The 17,848-nt window shown below is 55.4% G+C and carries 11 protein-coding genes; 3 read left to right on the top strand and 8 right to left on the bottom strand.

The genetic code is table 11. The features are described 5' to 3' along the window. Window positions 1–19: 19 nt before the first annotated feature. Complete coding sequence (locus ACR0LF_RS05980; protein WP_480856136.1) at window positions 20–4,411, top strand: amino acid adenylation domain-containing protein; 4,392 nt, start codon at window positions 20–22, stop codon at window positions 4,409–4,411. A gap of 46 nt (window positions 4,412–4,457) precedes the next feature. After that, window positions 4,458–5,834 (top strand): condensation domain-containing protein, encoded by a 1,377-nt coding sequence (locus ACR0LF_RS05975; protein ID WP_480580299.1) that lies wholly within the window; start codon window positions 4,458–4,460, stop codon window positions 5,832–5,834. Between the two features lie 48 nt (window positions 5,835–5,882). Here ACR0LF_RS05975 and ACR0LF_RS05970 read toward each other — a convergent pair whose 3' ends face one another. Together ACR0LF_RS05970 and ACR0LF_RS05965 are read right to left on the bottom strand one after the other, a co-directional pair. Continuing rightward, window positions 5,883–8,756, bottom strand: coding sequence for a condensation domain-containing protein (locus ACR0LF_RS05970; RefSeq protein ID WP_480580296.1), 2,874 nt, complete (start codon window positions 8,754–8,756; stop codon window positions 5,883–5,885). A 345-nt stretch (window positions 8,757–9,101) separates the two neighbouring features. Further along, window positions 9,102–9,926 (bottom strand): IclR family transcriptional regulator, encoded by an 825-nt coding sequence (locus ACR0LF_RS05965; RefSeq protein WP_480580294.1) that lies wholly within the window; start codon window positions 9,924–9,926, stop codon window positions 9,102–9,104. A 308-nt stretch (window positions 9,927–10,234) separates the two neighbouring features. Here ACR0LF_RS05965 and ACR0LF_RS05960 point away from each other — a divergent pair, with 308 nt between their 5' ends. Beyond that, window positions 10,235–12,322, top strand: a complete 2,088-nt coding sequence (locus tag ACR0LF_RS05960; RefSeq protein WP_480580291.1) for a TonB-dependent receptor — start codon at window positions 10,235–10,237, stop codon at window positions 12,320–12,322. A gap of 266 nt (window positions 12,323–12,588) precedes the next feature. Here the strand turns inward: ACR0LF_RS05960 and ACR0LF_RS05955 are convergent, their stop codons facing one another. Genes ACR0LF_RS05955 through ACR0LF_RS05930 form a run of 6 tightly spaced genes read right to left on the bottom strand, consistent with a single transcriptional unit; the run spans window position 12,589 to window position 17,814 of the window. Next, the gene (locus ACR0LF_RS05955; protein ID WP_480580289.1) at window positions 12,589–13,494 is read right to left on the bottom strand and encodes an HAD-IIA family hydrolase; all 906 of its coding nucleotides are present in this window, start codon (window positions 13,492–13,494) and stop codon (window positions 12,589–12,591) included. Next, window positions 13,491–14,306 (bottom strand): phosphonate ABC transporter, permease protein PhnE, encoded by an 816-nt coding sequence (phnE, locus tag ACR0LF_RS05950; RefSeq protein WP_480580286.1) that lies wholly within the window; start codon window positions 14,304–14,306, stop codon window positions 13,491–13,493. Before phnE (ACR0LF_RS05950) ends, ACR0LF_RS05955 begins: the two co-directional genes overlap by 4 nt. Next, entirely contained in the window at window positions 14,306–15,121 is an 816-nt protein-coding gene (gene phnE / locus ACR0LF_RS05945) for a phosphonate ABC transporter, permease protein PhnE (RefSeq protein ID WP_480580283.1), read from the bottom strand. The genes phnE (ACR0LF_RS05950) and phnE (ACR0LF_RS05945) overlap by 1 nt, the downstream gene beginning before the upstream one ends. Further along, the gene (gene phnC / locus ACR0LF_RS05940; RefSeq protein ID WP_170352080.1) at window positions 15,118–15,912 is read right to left on the bottom strand and encodes a phosphonate ABC transporter ATP-binding protein; all 795 of its coding nucleotides are present in this window, start codon (window positions 15,910–15,912) and stop codon (window positions 15,118–15,120) included. The genes phnE (ACR0LF_RS05945) and phnC overlap by 4 nt, the downstream gene beginning before the upstream one ends. Before the next feature lie 59 nt (window positions 15,913–15,971). Next, window positions 15,972–16,946 carry a phosphate/phosphite/phosphonate ABC transporter substrate-binding protein gene (phnD, locus tag ACR0LF_RS05935; protein WP_480580280.1) on the bottom strand — a complete coding sequence of 325 codons (975 nt, stop codon included), beginning with the start codon at window positions 16,944–16,946 and terminating at the stop codon, window positions 15,972–15,974. A gap of 52 nt (window positions 16,947–16,998) precedes the next feature. Continuing rightward, window positions 16,999–17,814, bottom strand: a complete 816-nt coding sequence (locus ACR0LF_RS05930) for a DeoR/GlpR family DNA-binding transcription regulator (protein ID WP_480580277.1) — start codon at window positions 17,812–17,814, stop codon at window positions 16,999–17,001. Window positions 17,815–17,848: the final 34 nt, after the last annotated feature.

The raw sequence follows: 17,848 nt of genomic DNA, 5'->3' as shown, positions 1-17,848 counted from the left end.
CACTTTAGAGGGCCTCATTTTGGACCTTACTTCGATGCAAGCCGCCTATTGGACAGGTGGCCACTCCGCTGCAGCCTCAGATGGTGTTGTTGCACACTTATATGGCGAGTTCTACGGGCGATTGATGGATGTCGAAAAGCTGAAGGCGAGTGTTCGGATGCTCTACCAAAGACATCCGATGTTAAGGTTGGCGGTCGCGGGGAACGGGGATGCACACATAGCTGCGATCGATTCGGAACATGGTCTCAGCATGTCCGATCTGCGCCATCTGACAGAGGCTGAACTGTCGCGCGAACTGGAGCGGATTCGGCAGGAAAAAACCCATCAGCGCCTGTCGCTGGAAACCGGTCATGGCGTCGAGTTTCACCTGAGCCTGCTTCCCGGACAACAGCAGCGGTTGCATGTGGATATCGATATGGTCGCAGCCGACCCGTCTTGCTTTGGCATCGTAATGGATGACCTAGCCAAAATTTACTCCGACGGTGCAGTGGATAAACAGCCTCCATTGCCATGCTACGCAGATTTCCGAAAGTCTGCGGCTGCGCAACCTGAACAAATCGGCGCGGACCGGGCGTGGTGGGCAAGCCGATTTGATACGCTGCCTCCTGCTCCTGAGTTGCCGCGCCCTTTGAACAAGGAAGAAAAGCCGTGCAGCACGCGACTGTCAAAATGGATTTCGGCCGGGGATCGCGCTGCGCTTCAGTCCATTGCAAACTCAGGCGGGGTGACGCTGTCCAGCTTGTTGCTGGCTTTGTTTTCAGCCACCCTGTCGCGCGCGTTGAAGGCTGAAAGCCTTTGTCTAAACCTACCCCGGTTCGATCGTCCAGCTAAGGCTGTTGGTTTGGTCGGGGATTTTTCGGACCTGGGATTGTTTGCCGCCGAACTGAGATCGGATGACAGCCTGAAATCGCTTTCTTTGCGCTGTTGGTCCGATATCCAGCGGCAGCTGTCACATACCGCCTATTCGGGTCCCGCACTGTTGCGGGATTTGTCGCGCCATCGAGGTGAGGTGCAACGCGCACCGGTGGTTTTCACCGCAGGGCTTGCGACCGGCAGCTCACCGATCCTGTCGGACATGGCGGGCGAGGTATTTGGTGACCTTGTCTGGGTGATTTCACAAGGTCCTCAGGTCGCGTTGGATGTTCAGGTTGCGCGGATGCGGGATCAGGTTCTGATCAATTGGGACGTCCGCAGGGACATGACCGACATCAATTGGGTCAGGCAGGTTTTCGACACGTTCTGCGAGTCGATTGCCCATTTGGCCCATAACCCGGAAGTTTTTGAACGATCCTTCACCGACTGGGTATCGGCACCCGGGCAGTTGGTCGGGCAATCGACCGGAAAACCACTGAATCCACTACAAAAAGCGTATCTGCTCGGGCGTGGATTGCAGTTGCCGCTTGGCGGCATTGCCATGCAGGATTTTAAGTTGTTTCGCGGTGCAATGCCGTTGGCTGTGCTGCGCGCACGGTTGAAAGCGGCAGTGCAGGCCAATCCCGCCTTGCGCACATATATCGATCCGCTGACCCTCACCCAGACTGTGCGAACAGAACCAGTTCTGAATATTGAAACGCTGGATTTCTCAGCACTTGGCGCAACCGAGGCAGAAGCCCGACTCTCTGCCCTGAAGGACCGTTGGTCGCATGGTGTCTTTTCGCCCGATCAGTCGCCCTGGGGATTGATTGCAATAAGCATGCCGGATGGGGATCTGGCAGTAATGACCCGGTTCGACGCTTTGATCCTGGACGCGCATTCGATCGATGAGTTGTTGCTTTTTGTCTTGGCGCCCGAGGAACGTGACGGGACACCGCCGCAGCCGCTTGTTGGAGAAGAAGAACCGACGGATGCGGATCAGCGATCAGCGGATGGCGAATACTGGAAACGCAAACTTGCCGCTGTCTCGGCGCCCCCGCAATTGCCCTACAAAAAAGACCCTGAACAGATCGCCCAATCCCGTTACAATCGCCAAACCTTGGTGGTGCCGAAAACGAAAATCCGGGACCTTTCGCGAAGGGCTGCGCAAGAAGGGCTGTTTCAGAATGCGACGCTGACGGCGTTGATCCTGGAGGTTCTCGCACGCTGGACCAGCGATCTGAAACCCTGCGTCGCCGTTCCGGTATCACCCGGAGGCGGCAGATCGACCACCGGAAATACTTCGTCATTTATCGCCCTCGCCTATGATGCCAGTTCTGGCAGTTTCGCGGACCGGGCAAAGCAGGTACAGCGGGATGTACTGGAAGGGCTGCAGCACACTGCGTTCTCAGGCGTGGATCTGAACCGGATGTTGTTGAACAAGAACGGTGGCTCTCTCGCCCTGCCGGTCGTGATTACAAGCGGGCTGACCTGGCCAGCCCTTCACCCAGACAGCCCGATGCGATATCAGGACGGACTGACGCCAACGCCTCAAACGGCCTTGGACATACGCCTTACGTTGGACAGCGAAAAGAACCTGATCGTGTCATTGGACTACGCACAGGAGGCGCTATCTGACGAGACCGTGTCCGACCTTCTGATGGCCATCAATCGCGCAATTCTTTCGGTTTCGGCGGCGGATAGGTTGCAACTTGAGGCTTCAGACTTTGTGGATCTGTCGCATTATTGCCTGAATGATCCGGTGGAGCCATTCGAGTGTTCCGAGTTCCTGAAACGGATTGGCGCGAACCTGTTCGAAGGGAAAACCAGTACAACAGCATTGATTTGTAACGGAACAGAGATCTCATACCCTGAATTGGGCGCTTCTGTTCTGTCTGCAATGGGGGCTCTGCTGGCACGAGGTTTGAAATCCGGTGATCTTGTTGCCATCTGCCTGCCGCGCAGTCCTGACCACATCACTTTTCAGCTTGCTTGCGCAATCGAAGGAATTCGGTGGGTGCCGATCGATGCCAGTTCACCAGCGGCGCGTCTGCAATACCTACTGGATGCCTGCTCGCCTGATCTTGTGGTGTTACGGCAGCCGGTTGAAGGACATGATTGTGTCGCGCCGCAAGATCTGTTGTCGTTTTCAACCGATGGGATCGCCCCGCCGGACGCATGCACCTTGCTCAAGCGCAGCAGCTTAGAAATTCCAGCCTATTACTTGTTTACGTCCGGCACGACCGGCAAGCCGAAATGCGTCGCTGTCAGCAATCGTGGCACGTCCAATACTTTGGGGCGCACATTGGATCACTGGCGGGTCGGCGCGCAGGACGTGCTGATCTCGGTTACGCCGCTGCACCATGACATGTCGGTCTTCGACGTTTTCGGAGCACTGACGGCCGGTGCCACTCTGGTACTGCCTGCGGAAGGCGAAGAAAAAGACGCCATACGCTGGTCTCAATTGGTTCGGGATCACCGGGTGTCAATCTGGACTTCGGTTCCTGCCATTCTGGAGATGTTGCTGGCGTGCAGTTGCGATGACGATCTGCGTTCGCTGAGGCTGATTGCCCAGGGTGGCGACTATATCAAACCCGCGACGATTTCGTCGCTTCGTGAGATACTACCGGAAACACGGCTGATCTCGTTAGGCGGTCCGACAGAGACAACCATTTGGAGCATCTGGCACGATATCGACCCTGAGGATGTGAACGTGATCCCCTATGGTCGGCCACTGCAGGGTTGCCGGTACTTCGTCTGTAATGAGCTGGGTGAACACTGCCCGGCAGGCGTCACGGGCCGCATTCACACGACGGGCGTCAACCTGTCGCCAGGCTATGTGGTCGACGGGAACCTCAGGCAAACCGATTTTGTCACTTTGACAGATGATCAGAACCGGACTCAACGCGCCTTCAAGACCGGTGATCAGGGGTACTATCGCCCAGACGGGACGTTGATTTTTGCCACCCGGATCAACGGTTACGTTAAAGTCCGTGGTGTGCGGGTGTCACTCGCCGATATCGAAAACGAACTCATCGGGCATGACGAGCTGAGTCACGTGGCTGTGGTCGATCTGCCCGAGGCTGATGGGCGCGAGGCTACCTTGCTGGCGCTGTGTGTGGCACGTGGGCCTGTTTCGCCAGAGTCTTCTGAACTTCGTGCCTTTGCGCGCGGTTGCCTGCCGGAAACCCATGTTCCCAGCCGGTTTGTTATGGTCGATGCCTTGCCGTTAAGCGCTAATGGAAAGCTTGACCGCAAACGGGCCCGGGAACTGGCACAGCTGCCGCAAAACGCCTCTGCTCCAACAGGTGCTACCGCCGGGCGAGATGTTTCCAATGCGGATCGCATTCTGGATGTCTACCTCTCTGTTCTCGCCTGCAGTGCACCGACGGGCCTGCAAGAGGACAGCCCGTTGATCGCTCTGGGTTTGAGGCCATCTCATTTGCCCGAGGTCGCGCGCAGATTGAATGCGAGCTTCGGCGTGGCGATCACGCCAGGGGCTTTGATCGGTTGCAAAACGGCGCGGCAGGTTTCGGATCTTGTCACACGCGCTGCGTGATCAGTTGGTCACCTGCGGCACACACTCCAAATTTCTGGGAAGCTCTATGTCAGATTTAACAGACCCCAACCGCCTGATGCCTTTGACGCTGGCACAAAAGGACTTTTGGGAAGAATTCACCTTTCATCCCGACCTGCCGGTTTCGACGGTGGGACACTGCATCGAAATAAAAGGCCGGCTGGATAGCGATGCGCTGAGTTGGTCCATTCAAAAAACCTGCGATGAAGCAGAAACCCTGAGCGTACGATTTCACGCTAAACCTGATGCACCCTTTCCACTGCAAAGCTGCGATCCGGACTATCGACCGGTTTTGCGGAATATGGACCTGCGCAACGAACAAAACCCTAGACAGGAAGCGCTGCGCCGGATGCGTGAGGATATGGAAAAGGTAATCGACCTGCGTTCGCAGCCGATATCCCAGCAATGGCTCCTACAACTGAGCGACGATCACTGGATGTGGTACAACCGCGGACACCACATCATTCTGGATGGATACAGCATGCTGTTGCTCGAGAAACGGGTTGCCCAACTGTATCTGCACAAGTTGGGTAAGGCCGAGCAGGGCACACCCTTCCGTCCGTATACCGATTTCATCGACGAAGACCTAGCCTATGCAGAAAGTCCGCGCTACGAAGCGGATCAGAGTTATTGGAAAGACCGCCTGTCCGGTCCGGGGCATTTGCAAGTGCTGGAGAAAGGCGACGAGGATTACGGTGTTGAAGGCCTGTGGGGTGAATGCCCAATTTCTGAACCGACTGAACAGGGCTTGCTGTCTCTAGCAAAAGACACTGGCCTAAGCTGGCCGGATATGCTGGTTCTCGTGTCGGGCGCCTATTTGCTGCATCGGCTGCCCGAGGCGGTTTCGGACCCTTCAACGGGGTCGGATCGGATACTGCCGGTCTGGCTGCCATTCATGAGCCGGATGGGAAGCGTGAATGCAATGATCCCTTCGCTAGGGGTCAACATCCTGCCATTCTACTTGACAACAAGCGCCAGCAACGAAGACCTTGCGAGCTTCCTCAAGCGTTCTGCGCGTGAATTGCGCCTGATGCGCCGCCATGGGCGTTACCGGGTGGAACAGATTGCGGCAGATCATGGAATAGGGTCGGGGCGGCGGTTCTTCTTTTCGCCGCTGATCAATGTGATGCCATTCGAAGAACCCGAGATTTTCGGCTGTGACAGCACACGGGTTGTGTTGTCGAATGGATCTGCTGACGGTTTCAACCTGACATTCCGGGCCGACAGGCAGGGGCGGGGAATGAGTTTGAGTTTGGATGCAGACCCGGCTCTGACCAGCCGTGCCGAATTTGACAGGCATCTGCGCGAGTTGCCCGAGTACTTGGGTCGCGCAATTCTGCCCGAGAATTTGTCGCACCCAACCAAAGATGTTGTGGCGGGCATCCGACAGACCACACCGGCCTAGCCAAGAGGCGCTTTATGCGCCTCTCACTTTTCCAATCAATACTTGTGTTCAGTCGGCCAAGTTTGACAACGTAAGGGCAGCGGCGTCCGGTTCCGCGAAGCGGGCAAACACGGCGTCAAGCTTGTCGCGGATCTGCTCGACCCGATCAGGTCCATATCGGTCCGCGCGATAACTCATCATCACCCGGATTCCACGTTTTTCTCCAACCGTTTCCTCCAGCACTTCGAACTGCAACCCAAGAAGCGTTTCGGATTTATCCGGGTCGATTTGACGGAAGGCGATGTGCCGACCCTGCGCGTCCGTAAGTGCGCCGTTCAGCTTGTTTTGCGCGTGGATCTGAATGAACGCTTCGAACATGGTTTCCATCGCAGGGGGTTCGCCTCCGGTCAGGCGGCGGCCCACCAGATCCAGGGGGATTTCGCTGTGCGGCAGCGACTCGGCGACGTCGTCGCGCACGGTTTGTATCAGAGTTGCTGCGCTTGTCTCATCCGTGACTTGAACCCTGTGAGCGACAATGGTCGTAAAATACCCAACCGTGTCGAAAAACTCGGTCCGGTTGCGCCCGGATGCTGATGTCCCGATGACAAAATCCTGCTGTCCGCTTAGCAGGCTTATGCTGGTTGCAATAGCTGCGTAGACAACATTGAACAGCGATGCCTCTTGCTTTTTGGCCAGTGCATAAAGCCCTTCAGAGACTTTGGTATCCAACTCCAGTTCGACCCAACCGCCTTTTGGCGACCGCGGTGCGTCATCGTCGATATCTTGTGGAAACAAAGGCATTGCGCGCGGTGCGCCTGCAAGTTTATCTGCCCAGTAAGACAGGTGCGCTTCGTTCAAGCCCGAGTCTTTTTGCGACTGGGTGAACCGGAGGAAAGGTACTGGGTCTGTTGTCCATACTGGTGCCCGGCCATCGGCGCGGCAGCGATACGCGATCACGAGTTCGTCCATCAAAAGGTTGACCGACCATTCATCCAATACGACATGGTGAAACAACATCGAAAGGATCTGCTCGCCGCTGTCCGGGTCCACCGAAAACCGCAAACGCAGTGGCAGTTCGCGTGTCAGATCAAAAATATGATGCGCCTCATCATGGCGGTCCCTTCCACGGCTTTCAGCGCTGGACCAGAACCAGCGATACTGATCCAGTTGATCGAACGGCACCACGCGATGTACGGGCTCTCCTTCCTCGTCGGAATGAAGCGCCCGCAGGATGGGATGTCGTTCCATAAGGTCGCAAAAAGCTTGTTCAAACACTTGTTCATCCACTTTGTCGAGAAACCTCAAAGCAAAAGGGATGTTAAAGATGGCGCCTTTGCCGAAGGCAGCATAAGCGCGCCAAAGCGATTGCTGCGCCAGAGACAGCGGAAACGGGCCTTGATCCTGATCTTTTTCCAAGTTTGTGGTCTCGGCCACCTGCTCGTGCTCAACCCGCTGGGCGCGTGCGGCCAATCGCTTGGCTGATGCGTGGCTGAACAGATCGGCAAACCTGATCTCCAGCCCATGATGGCTGAGCAGGCGTCCAATGACCCGGGTCGCAACCAAGGAGTGACCGCCATGATCAAAGAAGTCGTCCTCTTCCGTCATGTCCGGGCTGGCCAAGGCGTCGCGGAATTCGGCCAGGATGATCTTGGCTATCTCGTCGGTCGGCTCCATGGCTGCCTCAACGGGTTGAGCCACAGTCGTGGTTACTTCTGGGATCGGCTGTCGCCCCCGTAGGATGGACATTAGACGTTCCAGAAAAAGAAGACCTGCGTTGGCCGAGATCGTGCGGCCTGTGACCAGTTCGATTGTCAGCCTTTGCTCCTTGTCGGTTCGCATGCCCAGGGTCAGATCGGGAACCCGCACCGCTGTCGGCAGCGACAATGGCGTGCAAGGATCACCCCCCAACGCCATCCCGGTTTGTTCAGGCATCAGGGCAATCACCACTGGTGAGGCGGCAGAAGCCTCGGTTTCCGCCATGCCCCCATTGGCCAGGGCTTGGCGCAAAGAGGCTTCGTCATCCGTTGCGTTGTGCCACGTAAACGAACGACGCTTCGAAGACGCTGCGGCATGGCACAAATCGAAGGCACCGGTGTTGTGCATCAGGTAATCGACATTCACCTCATCTTTGCCGCTCATCTGGCAAAGCAGTCGCAACAAGAGGGACGAGATCCGCGATAATTGCGTGGTTTCGTCCTGATGATGACCGATCATCAACGGTGCAGAAGAGAGCGGCAGAGAAATCTGATGATGATGCGCCAGTGCACCGCGCCATACCCGGCCAAGACGGGGTTCAATAGCTGTCGACGACACGTCTTCCAGCCGCAGGTCAGAGTGCAAACGCAGCCAATGCAGTGGAGAGTCAACACTACATTCGTCAATAGCGTCAACCGACACAAGCGTGTTGGGAATTACCGGGGCATCTATCCAATCCCGGCCATCATATATCGCCGAAATGGCATCAAAAAGCACCTGAAACGGCAATGCATCCTCGGCAACACGATGCCGCAAAAGAGCCAGAACTCGAAAATTCGCGCCAAGCAACAAACGTGCTGCGACCGGAGGCTCTCGGCTGAGGTCCCACTCCGCGCATTGGGCCCGCATCAGGATATCGGAAACCGCATTAACGTTGGTGGCATGATCGCACGCAATAGGTATTTGTCCGAGCGAAGATTTCCGCAGTTGTCCACAGTCGTCAAACAGATACCCAACTCCGGCTTCCGGAAGCAAAATCGCCAGTTTCCGAAGCGCATCCAGCAAGCGCCGCGTGTCGACGGATTTTGGCACTTCAACGGCAGCAACCTGAGCCAGGTTTTCTTCGGGATATTGCTGTTGGCGCAGCCAGATATGCTCCTGATGGGCTGTGGGTACAGCTGCTGACGCAAAAGCATCAGGTTGATCATGTTCTGTCGGTTCGAGCAGATTCTGAATTTCTCGGGGCATGGATTGTCTCGGTTATTGTGTATGGAAGTGGCCGGATCAGGCGGGTGCGATCAAAGCATTTTGGCGCGGGTTTGAGTGTCGTTCAGACAGTCGAATTTCACCCCGGACAAACAACCCTTGTGGGAAGGTTGCTCTGAAATGCACTCTATGCGTGCGCGATGTGGCCACAACAATCCAACGGGGAAAATCATTGAGAGAGAGCATAGTTCGCTGATCCATAGATGCGCCGCACAAAGCGGCATGACAACATGGCCCGCAGGCCATGCCTGCCAGAAAGTCGGCCTTGCCGTGAATCAGCTGGGTCTGGCAGGTTGAGCGGAACTTAAAAACGCGTGCAATTGGTTGTCAAGCAATGTCGGTGCGCCGGGTAAATTCGGTCCATTTGGTCGTACCGGTCATTTGGGCGACCGTATACCCGGCCTCTGCCAAAGCGCCGTCCGCGCTGGGCCCAATTGTGCTGCCCAAGTCAGCAACGATGGTCATCGCGCATACGATTTCGTTTTGCGCATCGAATACCGGTACGGCTTGGCCGGTAACTTCGGTCATCAGATGGCTGCTCAACTCGGCCAGACCGGACGCTCGTATGTCCTGCAGCACATCGCGACCTGGCGGTTTGCCCCGCGTTCTGGATGGTTGGTTGCGGCGAGCGACTTTGATCATGGACGGCGGAAGGAATCCCTGAAACACCAGGCCACAGGCCGAGTTGTCGATGGGCAGTACGTCCCCCAAACTGAGCGAGCTGATTGAAAAATACGCGCTGCGATACCACCGAACCACCGTAGGTCCGCGCTCGGTCCAAACGACCACCCCGGCGCTGGCAGCGACGCGACCCGCAAGTTCTTTCATTTGCTGCGCCGCGACTTCTATCGGGTCGAGGCGCTGCAAAGCGGCAAGACCAATGTCAAGCGCCGCGTGACCAAGATCGTAGTGACCCGAGCCCGGCTCCTGCGACACCAGACCTTCCTGCTGTAGCGAATTCAAGTAGCGATGTGCCGTTGACCCACCGGTTCCGGTGCGTCGAGCCACCTCGCTCAGTGGCAGTGGTCCCTCCGAGTTCGCCAATATCGAAAGAAAACGTGCCGCGATCGATACAGACTGGATCGTCCCTTTTCGCGGTCGGGCGTTTTCCGTCAGACTTGGTTCTGAACGACCTGTCTCTTGTGATGTCATGGTTTCTTCCGACCTTGTTTGGTGCGACCCGGATGGTGGAGCGGCACACCAACCCCGTCAAGCGTACTCATCCAGCATGCAGCCAGGGTGCACCGCGTCAATTTAGCTCAATTACGCAAGCAGATATCAATTTGGTTTCTTATTGCAATGCAGAATGCATTCTGCCATGTGGAAGGCACTGGTGGTAGTTCGACTCGCCAGCCCAAGCTGAATTTGCCGCGGGCAGCCATGCAGAATCCGGCCAAACAATTCATCGACTGCAGCAAGTCTCGATAGCCGGACAGTCTAAAAAACAGAGGGACTAAAGAATGAAACCGCGCACATTCGGGCGGCTGCTCAGCCGTGCGAGCATTGCCGCGCTGGCGACCTGCTCAAGCGTCTCGGCGCAGGCTCAGGAGCGTTCAGAGCCAATCGACGGCACCGAAGTCTTCGAGCTTCAGGATATCATCGTTACCGGCGAAAAAGTGGACCGCACTATCCGCGAAACCGCAAGCTCGGTTTCCGTAATTACCTCGGAAGACCTTGAAGAAAAGCCGTCGGTGACTGACGTGCGCGAAGCGGTCGAGGGTACACCGAACGTTATCTATCCTGCGACCGTTGGCGCGCCGGTAATCCGGGGCCAAGAGGCACAAGGACCCAACACCGGTGCCGGGGCGTTCTTTGGCGGCACAGTGCCGCGCGCAACTGTCAATCTGGACGGCCACTACCTAAGCTATAACGAACTGGCTTTTGGCGCGAATTCGGTTTGGGATGTGGGCACGATCGAGGTGTTCCGCGGCCCGCAAACCACATCGCAGGGCGCTAACAGCATCGCCGGCGCGATCATCGTCAATACCAAGGACCCGACATTCTATACCGAGGGTGCCGCGCAATTGCAGTTTGGCAGCGACAACAGGAAACGGGCGTCGCTGGCATATTCGGCACCGCTTTCTGAACAGTTTGCCGCTAGAATTGCGCTGGACTATTTTTCACGCGATACCTTCATCGACTACACCAACCCGCGCTTCGCACGTGGCGCGACAGACCAGAACTTCGAAAGCAAGAATGCGCGTTTGAAATTTCTTTGGACGCCGACGGGTATTCCAGGGCTGAAGGCGAAATTCACCTATTCTTACACGGATACAAATCGACCGACTACCGAGGCAGCTGACTCGCCGTTCAATGAACCGATCAGCACATCGGCAAGCAACCCCAGCTGGAATCAACGCACCAACACCTCCATTGCCGACATCAGCTATGAGTTCGGCAATGGCATGGCGTTGATCAACCAGCTTCAGTACTCGGATATCGATGTTGACCGGGTCGCCGAGCCATTGAACTTTGGATCAGCCCAAATTGACCAGACCAACCTGTCGAACGAATTACGCCTGACATTCGGATCCGAGGATTCGGTAATCAGCGGCATGGCGGGTATTTACGCAGCCCGAACGGATTCTGATGAAGCCTTGCAGATACGTGGCAATTCGCGTTTTGACGACCGCAAGGACAACCTCGGCATTTTCACGGATATCACCTACAGGTTCGCGGAACGGTGGTCGCTGAACGGTGGGCTGCGTTTCCAACAGGATAAAATCAAGCGCAGCGGCACATCGAACTTTGCTCGGGGCGCATTGGACTATAACGAAACGTTTTCTGACTGGCTGCCGAGGGTGTCGATTGCCTATGACATCTCTGATACGGCAACCGTGGGCGCGCTGATCAGCAAAGGGTACAACCCCGGCGGTGTATCTCTGAACTTCCGGACCGGGCAGTATGTCCCGTTTGAGAAGGAAACTGTTTGGAACTACGAACTGTTCGGTCGCGCGCAACTACTCGATAACAGCCTGTTCCTGACAGGAAACCTGTTCTACAGCGACTTTACGGACGCGCAGCGCTTTGTTGTCGTGGCCATTCCCGGTCTTATCGGACAAGCGATGACGGTCAACGCTGAAAAGGCCAAGTCGTATGGTATGGAGGTCGGCATCGATTATCGCCCATTGAGCAACCTGCGCTTGACCGGTGGCTTGGGCTTGCTGCGCACTAAAGTGACCGAGTTCAGTTCGGCTTCGGCCAACTTCCTGGGCAACGAGTTCAGCAATTCGCCCAGCTATACACTCAGCGTGGGTGCCGACTGGGATTTTGCTTCGAATTGGACGTTGGGTGGAACAGTACGGTTCACCGACGGTTACTTCTCGACCGATGACAACAATGCTCAATTGGCCGTCAACAGCTACACAGTTGCCGATTTGCGCCTTAGCTACCGCCCTCGTGCCGATATCGAAGTGTTCGGTTATGTGAACAACTTGTTCGACGAACGCGGGCCGACACTGAAGAGAACCAATCGCACGATTGGTGGTGTCGAAGGGGAACTGCTTGAACCCCGCTATGTAGGGTTCGGCGTGCGCAAGATATTCTGACAAAGAGTCAACGGTTCAGGCCTAGTATCAACAACCTGGCCTGAACCAGCAGCCCTGTTGAGTTGGTATTGCCGACTCTTATCAAGACTACCGTAGCGTCAGAAATTTGATACTGCGTCGACAAATCGACTGGACTGATGGGCTGGTCCACCAACGCGTATCCGTGATTATCTTGCCCTCCATTCCGAAAAGCTTAACGCCTACATTCCTCCGTCAGGATGCTGATAGATTGAACAGAGTTTCCGTCGACAAGGAACGCTCTGGAATCAAGGCCGGTTTACGACAAAGTTCGGTACTATCCCTGCCTTTTCGATAGCTGCTTCAACATCATGCCCGGCGAAGAATCCAAAGCCTGAGATGAGTGCCGAACTAATCCCGGCGTTTCGTGCGCCCAAGATGTCTGTGTGCAGGCTGTCGCCAACCATCAGCACTCGGGACTTTTCGATGTGACCGATGCGTTGGAAAGCAAGATCATAGATGTTGCCGAAAGGTTTCCCAAAGAACTGAGGGGAGACACCTGTCCGGTCTGCCAGCCGATGCGCAAAAAGGCCGGGCTCTTTGGAAAATCCGTACTCACGAGGAGCGACAATATCAGGGTTGCCGACCATTACCGGGCGCGGACGTTCCAGCAAGGCAGTCTCCAGCATGGCTTGACGCGTTTCGGTCCAAATCGCTGATCCAACCATTAAAAACCCGTCGACGTTTTCGTAGGGCTTCGGGTCATCCTCAAGATAGGATAGTGTCAAACCCTCCAAATCGCGAAGACCAGCGCTGGGGGTCGCCATCAATCCCCAATGCAACTGACTTTGGCCGTTTAGTTCAGACAACAATGTGGCCCGACTTGTGATTACATCTTGCGACGCGAAGTCGTAACCAAGCCTGGAGTACTTTTCCAAAAGAGTTGTGTGGGGATACCCCGCTGCATTTGACACGATCAGAACACGCTTGCCAGCTGCTTTCAGTGACCTGACCCGATCTGGTGTGCCCGGGATGGCCGTATCACCAATATTCAGAACTCCGAAAGCATCGAGGAGGAAGACATCGAATTCATGAGCTATGTCCTCTAGCGTCTCAACTTGACGATAGTTCATTTCAGTAGCTCTGGTTTCGGGAAGGCGGTGTCGCACGGCCTCATAGGCATTAAAAGCCTCTTGAGCAGAGAACTCGGTCAAATGATCGCCCCTCGCACTTTTGCCGAAACCCATTCACTGATCATAACCGCGACAAGAATTACAATCAGGATCAGGCTGACCTGCGGCCAGGCCAGAACATTGAGCGAAGCTGACAATTGCAACCCGATGCCCCCGGCGCCAACCAGCCCCAGAACCGTGGATTCGCGGATGTTGATATCCCAACGGAAGACCGCAATACCGGCAAAGGCGGGCAGGATTTGCGGAACGATTCCATAGGCCATGATCTGCCAACGCGACGCACCGGTTGCCGTGATTGCTTCGACCTGAGTGTGATCAATTTCCTCGATTGCTTCATAGAGAAGCTTTGCGCAAAACCCGATCGAACGAATGGCGATTGCAATGACACCGGCGAAGACGCCCGGTCCAATAATTGCGATCAAAAGCAGTGCCCAGATCAGCGAGTTGATCGAGCGGGTCGAGACAATGACCAGCAGGGCCACGGGCCGGATAAACAAAGCCGATGGCGTGGTGTTACGAGCTGCCAGAAAGGCAACCGGCACAGCCAGACATAGGGCGATTATTGTACCCAGGGTGGCGATGTTCAGCGTGTCCCAAATCGGGCGGCCCAACTGGGTGATGTAATCCCATTTAGGAGGCGTTGCACGGGTCCAGATATCGTTGGCAATGCGAGGCGCGTCCCAGACGAAGAACCAGGTCGTCGATTCCGAGATGAGTTGCCAACAGTAAACGAAGACCGCGACACCCATCAGCCAGCCGAACCATCGAACCAGACTCTGACCCGTCGTGCGTCGGCGCCAAATTTGCGCATCGTCGCGTTCAAGTACCGGCATCACTGAACCCTCGCGCGGATAATTCCTGAAAGGTATTCAAGGGCCATGACGATCCCGATGATAAGTATCAGAATGGCCGCCGCCGTGTCATATTCATAGCGATCGAACGCAGTGTTCAATGTTGCGCCGATACCGCCAGCCCCCACGAGCCCAAGAATTGCGCTTTCTCGGAAGTTGATGTCGATCCGGTACATGGAAAGACCTACGAGTCGCGGCATCACTTGGGGCTGAACGCCATAGTTGATCCACTGCATCCAGCGCGCACCAGAGGCCTTGATTGCCTCGGCCTGAACCTTGTCCATGGCTTCGATATCTTCGGCCAGAAGTTTAGAGAGGAACCCAATAGTCGCGAAGGAAAGCGTCAGAAATCCTGCCAGCGGACCAAAACCGAAGATAGCCACGAGCAGAATGGCGACAATGATCTCTTGCAATGCCCGACTTATCGCGACAATGCCTCGGCAGATCAGGTATATTGGCAACGGTGCGATATTGCGAGCCGCTCCTAATCCAATCGGGATCGAAATCAAAATGCCCACGACCGACGCGGCCACGGTCATTACAATACTTTCCAGAAGACCGCTCCAAATATCTGACCACCGCGATAGAAAGTCCGGGCTGGTGAACGCAAGTACAAACGCCCATCCCCGGTCCAACCCTTCATAGACTCGGCCCCAATCAACTTCGATGGTCATGAAGGCCGCGATCAGGTAGGCAAAAAAGCCAAAGATCAATGCCCAGCGGAGCAATGGATTTTTGACAAAGGCAGGCTTACGCCAACCTTTTCCCAACATGTCGTCCAGTTCTCGATGGCTCATTCTGCAGCCTCGACATCTTCATCTTCATCCACTTTTTCGATGGTCGCTTCCCAGTCTTCCTCCCCATAGATTTCGGTCAGCTTCTCGGGGGTAAGACCTGTTGGAAGACCATCATATACGATTTCACCAAAGCGGAGGCCCACGACGCGAGGAACGAACATCTGGGCAAGCGCCACATCATGGATATTGATAATGGCCGCCAGTCCGCGTTCCTGACACAGTTCGGTGATCAGGCGCATAATCTGGCGACTGGTCTTTGGATCCAGCGACGCGGTCGGCTCATCAACCAGCAACAGTTTCGGGTTTTGAATCAAGGCGCGGCAGATGCCGACCCTTTGGCGTTGACCACCAGAAAGCTCATCTGCCCGTTTGTCCGCCATGTGTAACAATCCGACCCGATCAAGCAGGCGGAAGGCCTCGTCGACATCCGACTGTGGATACCGCCGCAGGAAGCTGCGCCAGAATCCAACATATCCCAGCCGTCCCGACAGAACGTTTTCCATCACCGTGAGGCGTTCGACCAAGGCATATTCCTGAAAAATCATGCCCATTTCACGGCGCGCTTTTCTTAACGCGCCCGATCCGAGTTTGGTCAGGTCCACGTCGTCCAAAAGTACACCACCGCTTGTGGGTTCAACCAAGCGGTTAATGCAGCGGATCATGGTCGATTTGCCCGCGCCGGACGGTCCAATCAACGCAAGAACCTGTCCCTTTGGAACCTCAAGATCGATGGCCTTCAGCGCCTGATCACCGGTCTTGTATGTTTTCGTCAGCTTTTGAAGACGCAGCATGAAATGCCCCAGATTAGGGTGAGCAGCGGGCCTTTCAGGCCCGCCGGATTAGTCAAAGGTCATTGACAGGCGTAAGAAACGCCATTGGCAGCGTCAATTTTACGAATGACGTCCCAGAACTCCTGATAGGTCATCTCAAGAAACTGGCCTTCGTTTGATTTCGAAAACTCAGCTTCCAGCGTCGTGCCTTCCCAGTCGAAACTGAAAAAGGCGTTGCGGATCTTCTCCTGCAATTCGGGCGTCAGATTGTAAACGGTTCCGAATCCAGTGGTTGGAAAGGTCTGTGACTTGTAGATTGTAATGACATCGTCTTCGTTGATCACATCGCGTGAGATCATCCGTGACTTAACCGAGTTCGCAATTGAGGCCGCCAGGTAATCCTTGTTGGCAACTCCCAGGATCGAGTTGTCGTGCTTACCCGAATAAACAGGCTCGAAATCGCGTTCGGGCAGAAGATCAAAGTCGCTTTTCAGAATAGCCGAGGGCGCTTTGAACCCCGAGTTGGACGTTGGTGACGTAAAAGCCAGTTGCTTTCCCTTGATGTCCTCAACCTTTTCGATGCCTGAGCCTGGATAGGTGATGATTTCCATCTCATAGCCAAAGTTTCCGTCTTTTGAGGCCATGATCGTGAAGGGCCGGAAGCCAGCACAGTTCACTGCCAAGGGGTTCGAGCCGGTGTTGAAGCCCGCAATATGTAGGCGCCCGGAACGCATCGCCTCGATCTGTGCGGCGTTGTTTTGAACCGGGAAAAAGACGACGTCCTTGCCGGTTTCTGCTTTCAGGTGGTCAAGAAAATCCGACCAAGCCGTTTTGTATACGGCGGGGTCTTCGACCGGAGTGTAGGCAAAAATCAATGTATCAGGATCAATCTGATCAGAGGGATCTGTGGGAATGTCCGCGATCAGATCGCCGTCCGCGTCGCAAAACCGCTCATCCAGATCACCGCGCGGACAATCCTGCGCCGAAGCGGTCCCGCCGAGCGACAAGAGCGCAATTGCGGATGCTCCAATCAGTAGTTTGATATCGATTTTCATGTCTTCCTCCCAATCATCCTTGGCCTGTTCGGCCACTAATTATCGTTCTTCCTTATGGTTTTTCAGCGACAAGGATCTTGACCTTGGCACTGCATATTGCGTTCTGCAGCTCTCCCTTTGGTTTCGTGTCGGTAACAATGGAATCCAATCCTTTAAGATCGCTCACGTGGGCCAAACCTTTACGGCCGAATTTGTCTGAATCGATAAGAAGATGTCTTGTTGCGGCCCGCGTCAGCATCATGCGTTTGATCGCTGCGAAACCACGTATCGACTCTGAAGGTCCTTCCTCGGAAAAGCCGGAAGCGCCGATCAGGCATCGATCGACATTAAAGGCGGATAGAAACGCGAGCGTTTCCGTTCCGATAGTTGCGGACTCTGCCGCAAGATATTCCCCCGGACAAAGCACTACCTCCGCCGGGCCGTGGCCGAGGGTCATGGCTACCGGAACCGAGTTTGTAATGACCGTGCAATGGATTCCTCGATAAGCAAGTGCCCGCGCCATCTCAATGGTGGTCGAACCCGAGTCGATCATCACGGACTCGCCTTCCTGTATAAGCGCCGCCGCATATATGCCGATCCTCTCGCGCTCTTCCATTCGAGCGCCTGTGCGTTCGTCGAGGCTTGGATAGCGCCCTTGAACCGGGGCGGATGCACCACCGTGTGCGCGTGCAATCAACCCGTCTACAGACAATGCGTCAAAATCTCGGCGCACGGTTTCTGTTGACACGTTGAAGCGCTGAGCCAACTCGCTGATCCGCACATGAGGCCGGAGTTTCAGCTCTAGTAATATTTCGCGCCGACGGTCGAATTTCTTAACCCGATCCTGACCTTTTTCTGGTTTTTTGCTGCGCGTTTTTGATTTGGACATGCAACGACCTGACTAGGTTTCACGTTCACTTTTG

This window comes from Ruegeria sp. E8 (assembly GCF_056533985.1).
Note: the sequence above shows the minus strand (reverse complement) of the source record. Positions and strands in the feature narration are given on the sequence as shown.